This is a genomic window from Rahnella sp. PAMC25559, from assembly GCF_050632365.1.
GTDB lineage: Bacteria > Pseudomonadota > Gammaproteobacteria > Enterobacterales > Enterobacteriaceae > Rahnella > Rahnella rivi.
This window is the reverse complement of the sequence record NZ_CP192543.1, coordinates 1,014,300-1,031,325: the sequence shown is the minus strand read 5'-3', so window position 1 is coordinate 1,031,325 and position 17,026 is coordinate 1,014,300. Positions and strand designations below refer to the sequence as shown.

The 17,026-nt window shown below is 55.0% G+C and carries 15 protein-coding genes; 5 read left to right on the top strand and 10 right to left on the bottom strand.

Annotated features, from left to right (window positions below; all coding sequences use genetic code 11):
- Positions 1 to 7: 7 nt before the first annotated feature.
- Positions 8 to 1,840, bottom strand: a complete 1,833-nt coding sequence (gene recQ / locus ACQZQY_RS06135; protein WP_056772243.1) for an ATP-dependent DNA helicase RecQ — start codon at positions 1,838 to 1,840, stop codon at positions 8 to 10.
- Between the two features lie 178 nt (positions 1,841 to 2,018).
- The gene (pldA, locus tag ACQZQY_RS06130) at positions 2,019 to 2,897 is read right to left on the bottom strand and encodes a phospholipase A (RefSeq protein WP_122096518.1); all 879 of its coding nucleotides are present in this window, start codon (positions 2,895 to 2,897) and stop codon (positions 2,019 to 2,021) included.
- Between the two features lie 244 nt (positions 2,898 to 3,141).
- On the opposite strand from pldA, the gene ACQZQY_RS06125 reads away from it, so the two are divergent.
- Both ACQZQY_RS06125 and rarD read left to right on the top strand, forming a co-directional pair.
- The gene (locus ACQZQY_RS06125; protein ID WP_056772249.1) at positions 3,142 to 3,624 is read left to right on the top strand and encodes a thioesterase family protein; all 483 of its coding nucleotides are present in this window, start codon (positions 3,142 to 3,144) and stop codon (positions 3,622 to 3,624) included.
- Between the two features lie 91 nt (positions 3,625 to 3,715).
- Positions 3,716 to 4,624 (top strand): EamA family transporter RarD, encoded by a 909-nt coding sequence (gene rarD / locus ACQZQY_RS06120; RefSeq protein ID WP_183850361.1) that lies wholly within the window; start codon positions 3,716 to 3,718, stop codon positions 4,622 to 4,624.
- A gap of 66 nt (positions 4,625 to 4,690) precedes the next feature.
- Here the strand turns inward: rarD and corA are convergent, their stop codons facing one another.
- Entirely contained in the window at positions 4,691 to 5,641 is a 951-nt protein-coding gene (corA, locus tag ACQZQY_RS06115; protein WP_056772255.1) for a magnesium/cobalt transporter CorA, read from the bottom strand.
- Between the two features lie 419 nt (positions 5,642 to 6,060).
- Between corA and ACQZQY_RS06110 the strand changes: the two genes are divergently transcribed.
- Positions 6,061 to 6,537, top strand: a complete 477-nt coding sequence (locus ACQZQY_RS06110; protein WP_136374664.1) for a WbuC family cupin fold metalloprotein — start codon at positions 6,061 to 6,063, stop codon at positions 6,535 to 6,537.
- A 40-nt stretch (positions 6,538 to 6,577) separates the two neighbouring features.
- Here ACQZQY_RS06110 and uvrD read toward each other — a convergent pair whose 3' ends face one another.
- From uvrD to ACQZQY_RS06075, 7 genes are all read right to left on the bottom strand, one after another.
- On the bottom strand, positions 6,578 to 8,740 hold the full coding sequence (gene uvrD, locus ACQZQY_RS06105; RefSeq protein WP_056772262.1) for a DNA helicase II: 2,163 nt from the start codon (positions 8,738 to 8,740) through the stop codon (positions 6,578 to 6,580).
- A 97-nt stretch (positions 8,741 to 8,837) separates the two neighbouring features.
- Positions 8,838 to 9,554 (bottom strand): 5-amino-6-(5-phospho-D-ribitylamino)uracil phosphatase YigB, encoded by a 717-nt coding sequence (gene yigB, locus ACQZQY_RS06100; RefSeq protein ID WP_431296786.1) that lies wholly within the window; start codon positions 9,552 to 9,554, stop codon positions 8,838 to 8,840.
- A complete protein-coding gene (xerC, locus tag ACQZQY_RS06095; RefSeq protein WP_431296785.1) occupies positions 9,554 to 10,465 on the bottom strand; it encodes a tyrosine recombinase XerC in 912 nt (303 codons plus the stop codon). The genes yigB and xerC overlap by 1 nt, the downstream gene beginning before the upstream one ends.
- Positions 10,462 to 11,166, bottom strand: coding sequence for a DUF484 domain-containing protein (locus ACQZQY_RS06090; protein ID WP_056772269.1), 705 nt, complete (start codon positions 11,164 to 11,166; stop codon positions 10,462 to 10,464). Before ACQZQY_RS06090 ends, xerC begins: the two co-directional genes overlap by 4 nt.
- The gene (gene dapF, locus ACQZQY_RS06085; protein WP_136374661.1) at positions 11,163 to 11,987 is read right to left on the bottom strand and encodes a diaminopimelate epimerase; all 825 of its coding nucleotides are present in this window, start codon (positions 11,985 to 11,987) and stop codon (positions 11,163 to 11,165) included. The genes ACQZQY_RS06090 and dapF overlap by 4 nt, the downstream gene beginning before the upstream one ends.
- Before the next feature lie 97 nt (positions 11,988 to 12,084).
- Positions 12,085 to 12,288 (bottom strand): LPS translocon maturation chaperone LptM, encoded by a 204-nt coding sequence (lptM, locus tag ACQZQY_RS06080; protein ID WP_072158057.1) that lies wholly within the window; start codon positions 12,286 to 12,288, stop codon positions 12,085 to 12,087.
- Between the two features lie 158 nt (positions 12,289 to 12,446).
- On the bottom strand, positions 12,447 to 15,005 hold the full coding sequence (locus ACQZQY_RS06075; protein ID WP_217203007.1) for a class I adenylate cyclase: 2,559 nt from the start codon (positions 15,003 to 15,005) through the stop codon (positions 12,447 to 12,449).
- 330 nt (positions 15,006 to 15,335) lie between these two features.
- Here ACQZQY_RS06075 and hemC point away from each other — a divergent pair, with 330 nt between their 5' ends.
- Complete coding sequence (gene hemC, locus ACQZQY_RS06070; RefSeq protein WP_056772280.1) at positions 15,336 to 16,277, top strand: hydroxymethylbilane synthase; 942 nt, start codon at positions 15,336 to 15,338, stop codon at positions 16,275 to 16,277.
- Entirely contained in the window at positions 16,274 to 17,023 is a 750-nt protein-coding gene (gene hemD, locus ACQZQY_RS06065) for a uroporphyrinogen-III synthase (RefSeq protein WP_056772283.1), read from the top strand. Before hemC ends, hemD begins: the two co-directional genes overlap by 4 nt.
- The last annotated feature ends 3 nt before the right edge of the window (positions 17,024 to 17,026 follow it).

The window sequence follows — 17,026 nt, the reverse complement described above, 5'->3', positions numbered from 1 at the left end:
TTGACTGTCAGTCGTCGCCGTTATCAATGTGATCGCGGATCATCGCCATAAATGGCCGCCCGAACTTCTCCAGCTTCCGCTGGCCGACGCCGGTAATATCCAGCAAATCGCTCGGGCTTATCGGCAGATGTTCAGCCATTTCCAGCAGCGTGGTGTCGTTAAACACCACGTATGGCGGCACATTATTGTCGTCGGCCAGTGACTTACGCAGCTTGCGCAATTTGGCAAACAGCTTGTGATCGTAATTACCGCCGTACGTTTTCTGGCGGGACGGACTTTTAATTTTCAGCGTCTGAATACGCGGTACCGCCAGCTGTAACGGGATCTCTCCACGCAAAACCGGACGCGCTGCTTCTGTCAGCTGCAAGGCCGAGTGCATGGCGATATTTTGCATAATCAGCCCGAGGTGGATCAGCTGACGCACCACGCTGGTCCAGTGTTCGTTGCTGTGTTCTTTACCGATGCCGTACACCGTCAGTTTGTCGTGGCCGTATTCGCGGATACGCTGGTTATTGGCGCCACGCAGCACTTCGACCACGTAACCCAAACCAAAGCGTTGCCCGACGCGCGCCACGACTGACAGCGCTTTCTGCGCATCCAGCAGGCCGTCGTAGCGTTTCGGCGGATCGAGGCAGACGTCGCAGTTTCCGCAGGCGTTTTGTTTGCCTTCGCCAAAGTAATTCAGCAGCACCAGACGGCGGCAGGTTTGCGCTTCGGCAAACGCGTTCATCGCATTCAGCTTGTGGCGTTCAACGTCCTGCTGCGCACCCGGTGGTTTCTCTTCCAGGCAGCGACGCAACCAGGCCATATCCGCCGGATCGTAAAGCAGTACCGCTTCCGCCGGCAGGCCATCACGCCCGGCACGGCCAGTTTCCTGATAGTAAGACTCGATGGTGCGCGGAATATCAAAGTGCACCACAAAACGCACGTTGGGCTTGTTGATGCCCATCCCGAACGCCACGGTAGCCACCACGATTTGCAAATCATCGCGCTGGAAACCTTCCTGCACCCGGGCACGGGTGTCGTTATCCAGCCCTGCATGGTAAGCGCCGACGCTCAGGCCACGGCTTTGCAGACGCGCCGCCGTGTCTTCCACTTTGGCGCGGCTGTTGCAGTAAATAATGCCGCTTTTGCCGCGCTGGTCTTGCACGAAGCGGATCAGCTGATCGAGCGGTTTAAATTTCTCCACCAGCGTGTAACGGATATTCGGGCGATCAAAACTGCTGACCTGAATCAGCGGATCGTTAAGCTCGAGCAGACGGACAATGTCGTTGCGCGTAGCTTCATCCGCGGTCGCGGTCAGCGCGATCACCGGTAACTGCGGATAACGCAGTTTCAGCTGGCCGAGCGCACGGTATTCCGGGCGGAAATCGTGGCCCCATTGGGAGATACAGTGGGCTTCATCCACGGCAAGCATCGCCGGATTCCACTGTTGCAGCTGTTCGAGGAAATCACCCAGCATCAGACGTTCCGGCGCGATATACAGCATTTTGATGCGGCCGGTACGGCAGCCCGCCATCACTTCCTGTTGCTGCTCGCGGGTTTGCGTCGAATTGAGGCAACCGGCTTCCACACCCGCCGCCATCAGCTGATCGACCTGATCTTTCATCAGCGAGATGAGCGGTGAAACCACCAGCGTCAGGCCGTCCATCACCAGCGCAGGGATTTGATAGCACAGCGACTTACCGCCGCCGGTCGGCATGACAACCAGACAATCCCGGCCAGAAATGGCGGTATTGATGATCGTTTGCTGACCCGGTCTGAATTGCTGATAGCCGAAGGTATCGCGTAATACCTGATGAGCCAGCTCTTCTTTATTTATCACTGCCGCCGTAGACACTCAATTCCCCAACTGTTCAAACCACCCGGCTAAGCCCTAAAGCCGCCGGGGCTGTACTGCAATGACATAATATACCCGAAAGGCGGCAAGCGAGGGCATCCCGCTGCGCCTGCCGGAGTCAGTGCTCCGGGGCCGGGCGCCGCCAACGCACCTGCAACCTGAAGTAAGACGGGTATTTTTACATCATATCGTTAAGCATGATACCCACACCGACGCGAGTCTGCTTGTGGTTGTAGTCAATTAATGACTCACCGTAGCCGCTGAACACTTGCGTGTAGAAGCGTACGTGCTTGGAAATCGGATAGCTCCAGCCCGTGGTTGCGCCGCCGTAGCCGGTATTCCAGTTGTAACGGCTTTCCACGCTAAAGACGCTGTCGCCCCAGGCGTAGCCTACTTTCAGACGGTAATAACCCATGTATTTGGTGATGTCGCGGTTATCGTCGTTTTCATCGCTTTCAGGAATGCGGTACCAGGGCTTGAGATCCACCTGCCAGTTACCGTTCTGCGCCATAAAGCGGGCATACACGCGGTTCCAGCTGCGGGACGTCGGGTCTGAGCGACCGTTTGACTGGTGGCTAACACCGTACTCGGCTTCACGCAGCGTCCAGCCCAGGAAATCGTAGTCCGTCGCCCACGCCAGGAAAAGCTGTGGTTCGTAATTGGTTTCACGGAAAGGTGAAGACTGGCCGCTGTTCGACAGCTGCCAGAACGATTTCTGCGTGTAGGACGCGCCAAGCACCGAGTTGTCACCGGCAATACCGCGCCACAGCGGGAAGGCCAGGCTCAGCTGGAATGCCACTTCGTCATGACGGGCTTTATCAGCCCAGTCATAAGACTCAATGGCTTTCTTATTGATATTGCTGGTGTCGGTGTAAAGCAGGTAGTTCGACTCATAAGGGTAAAGCGTAAAAGGGTTATCGTGATCCTGCAACATGCTGGCGACGATGCTGCCACGCACGGCGGGCTTATCATGCACTTCTTGTACCGTTGCTTCTTCTGCATGTCCCAGTAATGGCAACGCCAACATGGTGGCCCCGACAGCCCAAATTTTACGCATTTGTCCTCACCCTTTAGTGTTAAATAATGTTGTTAGTCTTTGTGGTTTAAAATAGCCGGCTGCCGGCCGGTATTCAGAAACTGAGAAAGCAGAGCATTTTACACACATATACATTCCGACAAGAGTATTGAATAGATTTATCGCGCGCGAGGTAGAATTCCCCGCCTCCGGCACTTAAGATCAACATTCCATTAACTCTTTGCGCGACTATAACGCCCTTGTCGTTTGGATCAGGAAACCTTTCATGTCTGCGTCATCCCTAAGCCACGAAGCTGCTCTGCAACTGATTGGTAATATTTTCGTTTATGACATGCCTTTTAACCGCGAACTCGGTCTGGAACTTAAACGTCTCGACTGCGATTACGCGGAGCTGAAATTTGCCAATCAGACCAAACTGGTCGGCAACGCTGCGCAAAAAATCTTACACGGTGGCGTTATCGCGGCCGTGCTGGACGTCGCGGCCGGGCTGGTGTGCGTGACCAGCTCGCTCATCCGGCGCGATAAACCCGATCATCCTCTGCTTGAGGCTGAAATGCGCCAGCGGTTAGCAAAAATGGGCACCGTCGATTTACGCGTCGATTATCTTCGCCCAGGCCGTGGCGACTTCTTCATCGCCTCTGCCAGCCTGATCCGCGCCGGAAATAAAATCTCTGTGGCCCGCGTCGATCTGCACAACGACAGCGGCATTCATATCGCGACCACCACCGCGACCTACATGGTCGGCTAAAATCTGCTTATCCTGTTGCTGAAAAAGAAATCTGGCAGCGTAAATCAGGTACACTCGCGATCCGTTAATCTCTTTCTTTTCAGGTACCCACATGGATGCACAACGTACCCGGCAAGGCGTTATTTTTGCCTTTATCGCCTATTTGATTTGGGGGATCGCACCGGCGTATTTCAAGCTGATCAAAGAAGTGCCTGCCGATGAAATTCTTACCCATCGGGTGATCTGGTCTTTCTTCTTTATGTTAGTGCTGCTGTCCGTCAGCCGCAGCTGGGGCGATGTCCGGCGGGTGCTGGCCCAACCAAAAAAAGTCGGCATGCTGCTCGTCACCGCGCTGTTTATCGGGGCGAACTGGCTGATTTTTATCTGGGCGATCAATAACAATCACATCCTAGAAGCCAGCCTCGGTTACTTTATCAGCCCGCTGGTGAATGTCGTGCTGGGCATGCTGTTTTTGCGCGAAAGATTCCGAAGTTTGCAATGGCTCGCCGTGGTGCTGGCGTTCGCCGGTGTGCTGATCCAGGTCTGGATGTTTGGCTCAGTGCCGGTTATCGGGCTGGGACTGTCGCTCACCTTCGCTTTTTACGGGCTGTTGCGTAAGAAAATCGGCGTGGATTCCCAGACCGGTATGCTGATCGAAACGCTTTGGCTGCTGCCTCTGGCGGGCATTTATCTGTTCTTTATCGCCAACAGCCCGACCAGTAATCTGTCGGCTAATCCGTGGTCGCTGGATTTACTGCTGATGGCTGCCGGGATTATCACCACTATCCCTCTGCTGTTCTTCACGGCGGCGGCGGCGCGTCTGAAGCTGTCGACGCTGGGCTTTTTCCAGTATCTCGGCCCGACGCTGATGTTCCTGCTGGCGGTGGTGTTCTACGGCGAAACCGTAAATACCTCGCAGCTCATCACCTTCGGCTTTATCTGGGTGGGGCTGCTGTGCTTTATCACTGACGCGCTCTATACGCAGGGCCGCCTGCGCCGGGGCGTGACGGCAAAAGCCTGACCGATCGAAAAAGCCCCTCTCCGTTTTTGCGGTGAGGGGCTTTTTTATTGGCTAAATAACAGAACGTTACAGCCAGTTTTTGCGCTTGAAATACAGGTAAGGCGCCAGACCCGCGAGGATCATCAACCCGATCGCCCCCGGATAGCCAAATGCCCATTTCAGCTCAGGCATGAATTCGAAGTTCATCCCGTAGCTGGATGCCACCAAGGTTGGCGGCAGGAAAACGACCGATACCACCGAGAAAATCTTGATGATGCGGTTCTGCTCGATGTTGATAAAGCCCATCGCCGCCTGCATCAGGAAGTTCACTTTCTGGAACAGGGATTCGTTATGGGGCAGCAAGGATTCGATATCGCGCAACACTTCACGCGCCTGCTCCAGCTGGCCTGCCGGTAAACGCGCTTTCCGCACCAGGAAATTCAGGGCGCGCTGGGTATCCATCAGACACAAACGGACTTTCCAGCCGATATCTTCCAGCTCTGCCAGCGTGGAGAGCGCGGCGTCATACTCATCGCCCTGATGCCCTTCCATGATCACGCGGCTGAGTTTTTCCAGATCGCTGTAGATGTTTTCGATTTCATCCGCCAGCTGTTCGATTTTGGTTTCGAACAAATCCAGCAGCAGTTCGTAGGCATTGCCGTCGACCAGCGTCTGGTTGCGGGCACGCATACGGTAAAGACGAAATGCCGGTAATTCGCGCTCACGCAGGGTATACAGGCGGCCTTCGCGCACGGTGAATGCGACGGTGCTGTTACCGGCGTGGTCTTCGGCATCTTCATAATAAAAGAAGGAGTGAATGTGCAGGCCGTCTTCATCTTCGAAGAAACGCGCCGAGGCTTCGATGTCATCCAGCTCGGGACGTGTTGCCAGGCTTTGCCCTAATTCATGTTGAACGCGTTCGCGCTCTTGCTCATCAGGCTCGACTAAATCTACCCACAATGAGGTTTTGAGATCGTCTGCCTCGTCCAGCTCTAAACGGGATAAGCGGCTGTTTTCTAATTTAAAAGCACTCAGCATGTGCCCGTTCTCCCAAGAATTACAGAAAGTGGACAACGCGTTGAAGCACAGAAAATCACGGGGCGAAAAGAGTCACCGGCGTAATTCAGACCAAATTCAGATCTGACTCACAGCGACAGAACGGGGGTCGCTGACAACCACTAAGGCCATCAGCAAAGAGGAGGGCCTTAGAAGTGGTACCTAATGAACAGGTTATTGAGCCAGTATCTACTGGGTGTGTCCAAGGCGAAGTTCCTCATTGATAATAGTGCGCGCATGTTACGCCGGGAATAAAAAGACTGTCAACCGCCAACAAATCTAATCTGGCAACATTTCGGCATAAAAATCTTGCTCAGATGATAACCTTTACTGACTTATGTCTGACCGGTTTTTTGGCTACACTCAGAGGCCTGATCCCTCATCCTTTCCAGAAGCCAACAATGATTAAGCAGATTTCCCAAGACACACTGTGCGACCTGATCACCCAGGCCGCGCATTCTCCCCGCCTGCGTCAGAATCTGAACATTCATCCTGCACCGGAAGATGACGTACAGCGCCTGGCGATTGCGATGGAGCCGGGCACTTACGTGCGCATTCACCGCCATCCGCATACCTGGGAAATGCTGACCGCGCTGCGCGGGCGTTTTCTGGTGCTGATTTACGATAACAGCGGCAAAGTCACCGAACGTCTGTGGCTCGGCGCAGAAACCCGTCTGCTGGAAATCCCGGCCAATACCTGGCACAGCGTATTATCCCTCGACGAGGGCGGTGTGATTTTTGAAGTGAAACGCGGCGCGTATCAACCCGTTCAGGAACAGGACTGTCTGCCAGGCACCCCGCCGGAAGGCGAAGAAGGCGTAAAAGACACGCTGAAATGGTATGCGACAGCGGAAGTGGGTGAGGTTTTTGGCCTTTAGTTCTTTGCTCTTCCCCCTGCCAAGGGGGAAGAGTTAAAAATCAAACGGCTTCGAGGCGAGCATAAGCGGCGACCAGCCACTTAATCCCTTCCCCCGGGAATGCGACTTGCAGACGGCTGTGTTCGCCGCTGCCTTCCATATTGACGATGGTGCCTTCACCGAATTTAGGATGCACCACGCGCTGGCCGAGTTTGAAACCGGTGTCGCTGACGCTGGTCGGCGTGCCGACGCTGCGGTTGCTCATCGGGCGCGAGACGTTAGCCCGCATTCGTACTTCCTCTACGCAGTCCTCGGGCAGTTCACCGACAAAACGTGAAGGACGGTGCGACACTTCCTTGCCGTACAAACGTCGGGTTTCAGCGTAGGTCAGGGTCAGTTTTTGCATGGCGCGGGTTACGCCCACGTAAGCCAGACGGCGTTCTTCTTCCAGACGCCCACTTTCTTCCAGCGACATCTGGCTCGGGAACATACCCTCTTCCATACCGACGATAAAGACCTGCGGGAACTCCAGCCCTTTGGCTGAGTGCAGCGTCATCAGTTGCGCAGCATCCTGATTCGCATCGGCCTGACCTTCGCCCGCTTCCAGCGCGGCATGAGACAGGAACGCCTGCAACGGCATCAGATCTTCGTCTTCATCCTGATAGCTGAACTGACGCGTTGCCGTCACCAGTTCCTCTAAGTTTTCGATACGTGCCTGGCCTTTCTCGCCCTTTTCCTGCTCATACATGATGAACAGGCCGGAATCTTTGATCACCCGGTCAGTCTGCACGTGCAGCGGCATATCGGCGGTTTCATGTGCCAGCGCATCCACCAGTTCGGTAAAGCGTTGCAGCGAAGAGGCTGCACGGCCCGCCAGGGCTTTGTCCTGCAACAAGGCACGCGTTGCCTGCCACATCGTCAGCTGACGGTCACGCGCGGTATGCCGCACCACGTCAAGCGTCCGGTCGCCAATGCCACGCGTCGGGGTATTCACCACGCGTTCAAAGGCGGCATCGTCATTGCGGTTCGCCATCAGGCGCAAATAGGCCAGTGCGTCTTTGATTTCCTGACGATCGAAGAATCGCTGACCGCCGTAAATGCGGTACGGCATCGCCATCTGCAATAACGCTTCTTCCAGCACGCGCGACTGGGCGTTGCTGCGGTAAAGAATGGCGCAATCTTTCAGCGCGCCGCCGTTGTCCTGCCAGGTTTTGATGCGGTTAACCACAAAGCGCGATTCATCCAGTTCATTGAACGCGCAATACAGGGAGATCGGCTCGCCCTCGCCGTCTTCGGTCCACAGGTTTTTGCCCATACGGCCGCTGTTGTTTTCAATCAGCGAGTTGGCGGCTTTCAGAATGGTGCTGGTGGAGCGGTAATTCTGCTCCAGACGGATAGTTTCCGCATTCGGGAAATCTTTCAGGAAGCGCTGAATATTTTCGACCTGCGCACCGCGCCAGCCGTAGATCGACTGGTCATCGTCGCCGACAATCATCACGTTATTGTTGTCGCCTGCCAGCAGGCGGATCCACGCGTACTGAATGCTGTTGGTGTCCTGGAACTCGTCCACCATCAGGTTGGTAAAGCGTTCGCGGTAATGTTGCAGGATATGCGGCTTGTTCAGCCAAAGCTCATGGGCGCGCAATAACAGCTCGGCGAAATCCACCAGCCCGGCGCGGTCGCAGGCTTCCTGATAGGCCTGATAAATCCGCAGCCAGGTCGCTTCAATCGGGTTGTTATAGGTTTCGACGTGCTGCGGGCGCAGACCTTCATCTTTTTTACCGTTGATGTACCACATGGCCTGACGCGGCGGCCATTGTTTATCGTCGATGTTCAGCGCTTTGATCAGACGTTTAATCAGACGCATCTGGTCGTCGCTGTCGAGGATCTGGAAATCCTGCGGCAGTTTGGCATCCAGATGATGCGCACGCAGTAAACGGTGTGCAAGCCCGTGGAAAGTACCGATCCACATGCCGCCCTGACTGGTGCCGATCAGCTGATCGATACGGTGGCGCATTTCCGCCGCCGCTTTGTTGGTAAAGGTGACGGCCATTATCGAATACGGCGAGCAATTCTCCACCGACAGCAGCCACGCAATACGGTGAACCAGTACGCGGGTTTTGCCACTGCCTGCCCCGGCCAGCACCAACAGATTGCTGCGCGGCGCGGCCACGGCTTCACGTTGTTTTTCATTGAGGCTGTCGAGCAGGTCAGAAACGTCCATAGGCACCGTTTGTCAGAATGAGAAAAGCACTCACGCGATCAATGCCGCCGTGAACGCTTTTCTACTGTGAATTTATACAGAGTATTTAATGAAGGGATTATAGCAATGCTGTCAGCGATGCCAACTGCGAAATCTCAATATGCGGTAACAGACGTGCATCGCGGGTGTGCATCAGGTTGCCTTCACGCAGATTTATCCAGCACGCCTGCATCCCGCAGGCCACGGAACCCGCCACGTCGGTGGTGAGATCGTCTCCCACATGCAGAATATTTTCCAGCGGGATATCGAGCTTCATCGACGCCTTTTTATACATGTCGGCGTAAGGTTTTGCCCGGCCATGATCGCCCGCGCGCAAGGTGAACTGGAAATACTGCGCCAGACCACAGGCGTGCGGATCGGCATTGCCGTTGGTGATCGCCACTAAAGGCCAGCGTTCGGCCAGCGCCGCCAGTGCGTCATGGTTTTCGCCGGGAACATAAATCCGGCTGCGCCACTTCGCGAAGGTTTCCATCGCCACTTTAGTGCCATGCTTCGCATCATCATCACTCAGACCCGCACGGGTCATGGCCAGATGCACCGCCTGACGTCGCCATTCGGTCACGTCATGATAAATCTCTGCGTCCTGCGCCAGTAATTCTGTGCGCATCTGACGGATCGCATCCGGCGACATGTCTGCCAGCGCGGGGTGAAAGCCCTGAATAGACTTCAGGGTTTCAGTATCGGTACGGCGGATAACGTCGTAGTTGTCGTACAGCGTATCGTCTAAATCGAAAGTGATCGCTTCAATGCGTTTCAGCGGCCGATAGAACTTCATCAGGTTTTGCCTCGTTTTGCGCGGGGATGGGCGGCATCGTATACCGTCGCCAAATGTTGAAAGTCGAGGTGGGTATAGATCTGGGTCGTGGACAGATTCGCGTGACCCAGCAATTCCTGCACGGCACGCAGATCGCCACTCGATTCCAGAACGTGCGTCGCAAAGGAGTGCCGCAGTTTGTGCGGATTAATGTGGCTGTTCACACCCTGTTTGACGCCCCACTCAGCAAAGCGTTTCTGGACGTTTCGCGCTGAAATACGGTTGCCTTTACTGGATAAAAACATCGCGTCGTCCTGCGGACCAAACAGCGGGCGGCGCGCCAGCCAGTGTTCGAGCCAGGTGACTGCGGTACGGCCAATCGGCACTTTACGCTCTTTGCTGCCTTTCCCCAGCACGCGGACTTCACCGGATGCCATATCGACGTGTTTGCAGTCGATGCCGACCAGTTCCGATAAGCGGATCCCGGCGCCGTACATCACTTCAAGCATGGCGCGGTCGCGGACGGAAAGCGGATCGTCGAGATTGATTTCCAGCAGCTTATTCACTTCATCGACGTCGAGATTTTTTGGCAGATGCTTGGGGGAACGCGGCGTTGAGATGCCTTTCGCGGGATTGGCGCTCAGGACGCCCTGCCGTACCAGCCAGTCCAGAAAACTGCGCAGCGAAGACATCCGCAGCGCCAGACTCGCCGGGCCTAACCCTGCGCGTTTGCTGCGCGCCAGCAGCATGCGGACTTTGGGCGCGTCAAGCTGTTGCCAGTCGGAAACCCCGATTTCAGCGGCCATCGCGATCAGCGCATCTAACTGACGGCTGTAATTGGTGGAGGTCAGCGGACTGAGCTGACGCTCGACGTGCAGATAACGCAGAAACGCCTCGACTGCGGGATACAGAGGCGATTCGGTATGATTCATACCCGTTCGATCCAGCGTTCCAGTAAACCGGGCAACATTTTTGCCAGCTGGTCGAGCAACACGGTGCCCATGCCAGGCTGATAATGTTGCGGGTCGCGGCTGCTGAAAATCAGCACGCCCAGTTCACCCTGTTCGCCCATCAGCGATAACGCGACTGAACCGACCGCTTTCGCTTGCGGTAAAAGCAGCAGTAATTCCGGGCCGTTCAGGCTGCCGAGATAATGCGGCGTTTCACCCAGCCGCTGAATGCGCATGGATTCGAACGCGCTGCGGCTGACGGCCAGATGAGTAAAGTCAGACGGCGCGCCAATACGCCAGCTCTCGCCGAACAGGCGCACGTTAGCCCCCGCCAGGCCGAGCGTACGTGCCCAGCGTTGCAGGCGGTTCAGCATATCCTGCAAACCGCTGGCGGCGGCGAGCGTGGCCTGGAGTTCGATCATTCGCCCGAAAAGGGATTCATTGATCGAGGCCTGCTCCATCAGCAGCGTAATCTCTTCTTCAAGCTGAGCAATCTGATGACGCTGACGCCCGAGTTGCCACTCCACCAGCGAAGTGCTGCCTTTCACCGGATGCGGTACGTGCATTTGCTCGACGCTGCGCGCATTGCGAATAAAGAAATCCGGGTTTTGCAGCAGATACTGCATCACGCTGTCGTCGTCGAGTGCTATCACCGGGTCAATCTGGTCATCAAGATTGTTCATAGATGAATAAATCCGTCGTAAACATGAGTGGCAGGTCCGGTCATATACAGCGGATGACCCGGCCCTTGCCAGCGAATATCGAGGCTGCCTCCCGGCAGTTCCACCTGTACTTCCTCTGCAAGCAAACCTTGCTGAATGCCGATAGCGACCGCAGCACAGGCACCGCTTCCGCACGCCTGTGTTTCGCCTGCACCACGCTCGTACACGCGCAGTTTCACGCTTTCCGGGCTGATTATCTGCATGAATCCTACGTTCACGCGCTCCGGGAAACGCTCATGGCTTTCGAGTATTGGCCCGAGCACCTCCACTTCCGCTGTCAGTACGTCTTCAACCTGCAATACGCAGTGCGGGTTACCCATCGAGACAACACCGCAAAATACTGTGCGCTCTTCAGCCCGCAGAATATAGGTCTTTTCCGGTTTCGCCGCGCGGAAAGGCACCTGCTGCGGTTCGAAAACAGGTTCGCCCATGTTCACCTGCACGGTTTCATCTTCGGTGACGGTCAGCGTCATGCGGCCGGTCTGTGTACTGACACGGATATCACGTTTGTTGGTCAAACCTTTGATACGGACAAAGCGGGCGAAACAACGCGCGCCATTGCCGCACTGCGCAACTTCGCTGCCGTCAGCGTTGAAGATGCGGTAATGAAAATCTAATTCAGGATCGTAAGGTGGCTCTACCACCAGCAGCTGGTCAAAACCTACGCCACGATGGCGATCGGACAAACGGCGGATCAACTCAGGGGAGAAATAGACATTTTGAGTCACGGCGTCAACAACCATAAAGTCGTTGCCCAGACCGTGCATTTTGGAGAACTGCATAACTGACTCCGTTTACCGCTGGTCAAATCCAGTCGCGATGATCCCTTCATAATGTGGACCCGGCAGAAAACTGCCGGAACCTTAGCCCGCAGGCTGATTAATCTCTGGAATTCGTCGAGAGGTTTTCTGGTGATACACCTTTTTGCTGCGAAGAACCGTCGTTGCTGGTTCCCGGAACCTGACTGGTTTTCTGCGTAGAAGATTTATCCGCAGGCGGGAAATACAACGGCCCTTTCAGTCCGCAACCGGAGAGAGAAAATAATATCGTCGCGGCCAGAGACCAGCGTAAAGCGTTTTTCATTTTATGAATGCCCGTAATTCATGCGACCAAGGCCTCTATAATCGCAGGTGGATCATGAAAAGCAACAGGAATCGACAAAACCCGCAGGCACACTTTCAGGATTTAAAGAGAAGGAAAGCCAGAGAATCTGCCGCGTGCAGGCGGTACATCACGCTTTTCTAATGCAGCTGGAATTGCTGTTTCAGCCGCGAAGGTTCGATCTCGCTCTCGGGCGGGGGAGCGCAGACTGCGGATAACGCATTGCTGCGAAAAGGGATCACCTGAATACGATCGTCGAGCGACACAATCTGGTAGAACTGCGGCAAGTTGAAGTTAATAAAGCTGGAGCCGTAAGTGAAACGATCATGGGAGGACGAATAGAAACGGCTGACGTCGCGCACCAAATCTTCTTTGCTGCCTTCGCAATGGTGATAAACCTCGACGCGGTTCGACTCATCGAGAATATAGATGTTAAAGCCGATATCGTCTGAGCTGTCTTCAAAGAAGAACTGAATGATCCCTTCACTGGCATAGCCATCAATCACCGCCGGCAGGTGCGCCTGATCGGTCTGTAACTTCACGGATAAACCGTGCAGCTTGTTGTTAGAAATCGCACCATAGAATTCAATCGCATTTTCCAGCTTCTGCACCGACACGCTCAGGCGCTCGAAGAACAGCCCCCAGGTTTGCCCGGCAACGCGCACGGCTTTGAACCGGCCCGGTTCGAGGCGTTTGCTCGACAGACGCAGCTCGATGCACTCGGTGACCAGTTGCTGAATCCGCGTGCGGATAAGACCGCGCAGATGCTGGCTGTAGCAGAACACTTCCACGGACTCCGGCGGCGCGGCGTCCTGATGCATTTTGCCCAGAATGGTTTTCAGCGCTTCGAGTACCGCCTGCTCGCCGCTGAAATGCAGTGTTCGCACTTCATTCCACGAGTTGCGATAAAGCAGATCAATGCTGCCCACCATGCATTCCTGATTCTGCCCAAAGCTGAAGACATCTAGCTTACGGAAATCAAAATGCACAACCTGATTACGGAAGGCGGCAGTCGGATCATGCTCAAGGTTGACGATAATCGCCAGATGCCGGATTTCACACGGGCTGTACAACGCTTTTGGCGTCGGTGCCGCTAAACGCAGCGGGAAGTTGTGTGAAACATCGGCCACCAGCTCGCGCAATTTGGCGATATCACACAGGCCACCACTTTTTATGTGCAGCCGCGTGGTGGAGGTCAGCAGGCCGTTGAAATAGGCCCATGCCACCAGTTTATTCAGGTAACGGTTATATTCCAGCGGCTGATGACTGACGATCGATTCCATCGACGGCGACTGATTATACAGATACCAGCCGGTGCGGTTGGCGCGGCCAATCGGCACGTGAATAAAGGTTAAATCGTTCTCTGACAGGTCGGGCGAAATCTGCGGGTTAACCAGCGTGACTTTTCCCGGCAGCGCTTCGAAGGCGGCGTACAACTTACGGGTCAGCACGCCAATATCCTGCGGGCTGGCACTGACGCTTAAATTGTTGCGGCGGGCAAAGCGGATCAGATTGCGATAACTTTGCATCATCGCATCGAGCAATTCGTTATGAGCTTCGCGCACCCGTTCGATTTTCCAGTTCGCCCGGTTATCCAGAATCGCCAGACGCTCTTCGTCCCAACCCCATTCCGCCACCAGCTGGCTGAGAATTTCACGACGCCAGCCCACCGACGCACGGGCGCGGGAGAGTTTTTCGCAGACTTTTAAATAGAAACAGCGGCGGACTAAATCAAGGCGGGTCGTATCTTCAATCTGGGTCAGGTAACGGGTCACGCGGTCGAGCATCATACAATAGGAATCAAGCCCGAAGCAGACGATTTCCCCCTGATGCAGACGCTGTTTGATGTCCATTGCCAGTAACTGCGTTTGAGGATATTCCCAGGAATAGGCTTCCAGCAGCAGGGTTTTCAGCACGGCTTTGTAGGGGGAATCGATGCTTTTATACAGCTGCCACAGGCTGGCGCCGAAATACTCTTCCGCCGACAGGGTACTGAGCCCGCCAAGATCGAGCCATTCATTTGGCGTCAGCGCGCCCTGGGCGTAAAGCGAAAGCACGTATTCATCGTAATGCGCTTCTTCTTCACCCGGCACCATATTCCACAGAATACGCTTACCGCCCATCCGCACCGCGGTACGGTAGAATTCATCAAGCAATAAGATGTACTGAGTGGAACCGCAATCCTCACCGCCCAGACTGCCACTTTCATTGTGGCGGAAACGGTTTTCGTCGATCAGGAAGAAGCTGACTTCCACGCCCAGCGAGGCAGCCCATTTTTCCAACAGGCTGCATTTCTGCTGTAAGCGGTTGCGTTCTTCATTATCAAGCCAGGACTGATGGCAGACCCAGATATCCAGATCGGAACTCTGACTCTGGCCAATAGATGAGGTGCTGCCCATCGAATAGACGCCGGTGATCGGCAATTCGCCTTTCGCCAGAGGCTCAAGCGCGCTGCCCCATTTGTCTTCGAGGTCAGTCAGATAGTTTTTTTGAGAGTCATCAGGCGTGAAAAGGCAGATACCATGCGGAACCTTACCTTCAAGGTATCCCGGTATCAGAGGGTGATGATGATGTAGAAAGACGGGAAGCAACGTGTAGACCTGTTGAAACGCAGGACCCATTGCCGCCAGTGCACGATCGACTCGTAACTGGTTGATCGCATCCAATCTTTGCTTCAGTGTCTCGATGTAGAGGTACAAGACGTTTCGCCTGATTATTCAGTGTCTGGAAAGAACCCCGTTCCAAATCCGTCATTTATCGTGATGCTTATGCTTTGAACAACCGCGATTGTGCAAATAGTTGACGAATTATTGCTGGAAACGTGATCAATTTAACACCTTGCTGATTGACCGTAAAGAAAGTAACGCACCACAATTACTCTTCCGCTTCTCTCGATTTTACCGTTTGCCGTCAAACAGAACAAATCTCCTTTACGACCGTTACCCTTCTTTTACGAATGGCTTCTTACGCTGACAGCTTTCTATTGTCAGTGGTAGGATGGTCACAGAGACAGATAAACGGTAACAAAAATGTTAGACAAAATCATTCGAATTGCCACCCGCCAGAGCCCGCTGGCTCTGTGGCAGGCACAATATGTTCAAACTCAGTTAATGGCTTGTCATCCCGGTTTGCAGGTCGAACTGGTTCCTATGGTCACGAAAGGCGATATCATTTTAGATACTCCTCTGGCCAAAGTGGGCGGCAAAGGTTTGTTTGTGAAAGAACTTGAGCTGGCGATGCTCGATGGCCGCGCGGATATTGCCGTACATTCCATGAAAGATGTACCGGTAGAATTCCCTGAGGGCTTAGGTCTGGTGACCATTTGTGAACGTGAGGACCCGCGCGATGCGTTCGTCTCCAATCACTACGCCAGTCTGGCCGAATTACCGCACGGCAGCGTGGTCGGGACCTCAAGCCTGCGCCGCCAGTGTCAGTTGCGTCAGCAACGTCCCGATCTGCACATCCGCGATTTACGCGGCAACGTCGGTACGCGTTTATCCAAACTCGATAACGGCGATTATGACGCCATTATTCTGGCGGTCGCCGGGCTGAAACGCCTTGGCCTGGAGAGCCGTATCCGTGCTGCGCTGACGCCGGAAGAGTGTCTGCCTGCGGTCGGACAAGGTGCTGTCGGTATCGAATGCCGTCTCGACGATCATTTCACCCGCGAATTGCTTGCTCCTCTGGCGCACCGTGAAACGACCTTGCGCGTTCAGGCGGAACGCGCGATGAATATGCGCCTCGAAGGCGGATGTCAGGTGCCTATTGGCAGCTATGCCGAACTCGACGGCGACGAGCTGTGGTTGCGCGCACTGGTTGGCGCGCCGGACGGCAGTCAGATGGTGTGCGGCGAACGTCGCGGCCCGGCAGCCAATGCAGAAAGCATGGGCATTGATCTGGCGGATGAATTGCTGGCGAATGGCGCGCGTGAAATTCTGCAAGAGGTCTATCAGGGGAACGCACCAAAATGACCATTCTGGTAACCCGTCCTTCTCCGGCTGGAGAAACGCTGGTCAGTCGGCTGCGCGCTCTGGGTCGGGTCGCCTTCCATTCTCCGCTCATTGAATTTGCGCCGGGGAACCAACTCGCATCGCTGCCGAACCTGCTATCCTCATTAGATCAGCAGGATCTGGTGTTTGTGCTTTCACAACATGCCGTGAATTACGCCGATCGCGCATTACGACAGTCTGCTACCCGCTGGCCGGACACACTTTGTTATTACGCGATTGGCCGTACGACGGGCCTGCTGTTCCATCGTGCCAGCAGTCTGCCGGTTCTCTATCCTCAGGACAGCGAAACCAGCGAGACATTACTGAATCTTCCGTCATTGCAACGCATTCAGGGCAAGAAAGCGCTGATACTGCGCGGCAACGGCGGGCGCGAAAAGCTGGCGGAAACGCTGACTGAACGCGGTGTTGAAGTGTCGTACTGCGAGTGTTATCAACGCAGCCCGATTCACTACGATGCCAGTGAGCAAAGCGCCGTCTGGCAACGCGCCGGCGTAGATACGCTGGTGGTCACCAGCGGCGAAATGCTGCAACAGCTGTACCAGTTAGTTCCTGATTACTACCGACATTCATGGTTACTGCGCTGTAGCCTGGTGGTGGTCAGCGAACGTTTGGCAACCCTTGCCCGCCAGCTCGGCTGGCACGCTATTCGGGTTGCCGAGAATGCAGACAATGATGCGCTGATTCGCGCATTACAATTACCTGACTAAGGG

Excerpts from the sequence above, each read along its gene's own strand:
- pldA (WP_122096518.1), bottom strand. The coding sequence starts at position 2,897 with ATGCGTAAAATTTGGGCTGTCGGGGCCACCATGTTGGCGTTGCCATTA.
- ACQZQY_RS06125 (WP_056772249.1), top strand. The coding sequence starts at position 3,142 with ATGTCTGCGTCATCCCTAAGCCACGAAGCTGCTCTGCAACTGATTGGT.
- rarD (WP_183850361.1), top strand. The coding sequence starts at position 3,716 with ATGGATGCACAACGTACCCGGCAAGGCGTTATTTTTGCCTTTATCGCC.
- corA (WP_056772255.1), bottom strand. The coding sequence starts at position 5,641 with ATGCTGAGTGCTTTTAAATTAGAAAACAGCCGCTTATCCCGTTTAGAG.
- ACQZQY_RS06110 (WP_136374664.1), top strand. The coding sequence starts at position 6,061 with ATGATTAAGCAGATTTCCCAAGACACACTGTGCGACCTGATCACCCAG.
- uvrD (WP_056772262.1), bottom strand. The coding sequence starts at position 8,740 with ATGGACGTTTCTGACCTGCTCGACAGCCTCAATGAAAAACAACGTGAA.
- yigB (WP_431296786.1), bottom strand. The coding sequence starts at position 9,554 with ATGAAGTTCTATCGGCCGCTGAAACGCATTGAAGCGATCACTTTCGAT.
- xerC (WP_431296785.1), bottom strand. The coding sequence starts at position 10,465 with ATGAATCATACCGAATCGCCTCTGTATCCCGCAGTCGAGGCGTTTCTG.
- ACQZQY_RS06090 (WP_056772269.1), bottom strand. The coding sequence starts at position 11,166 with ATGAACAATCTTGATGACCAGATTGACCCGGTGATAGCACTCGACGAC.
- dapF (WP_136374661.1), bottom strand. The coding sequence starts at position 11,987 with ATGCAGTTCTCCAAAATGCACGGTCTGGGCAACGACTTTATGGTTGTT.
- lptM (WP_072158057.1), bottom strand. The coding sequence starts at position 12,288 with ATGAAAAACGCTTTACGCTGGTCTCTGGCCGCGACGATATTATTTTCT.
- hemC (WP_056772280.1), top strand. The coding sequence starts at position 15,336 with ATGTTAGACAAAATCATTCGAATTGCCACCCGCCAGAGCCCGCTGGCT.
- hemD (WP_056772283.1), top strand. The coding sequence starts at position 16,274 with ATGACCATTCTGGTAACCCGTCCTTCTCCGGCTGGAGAAACGCTGGTC.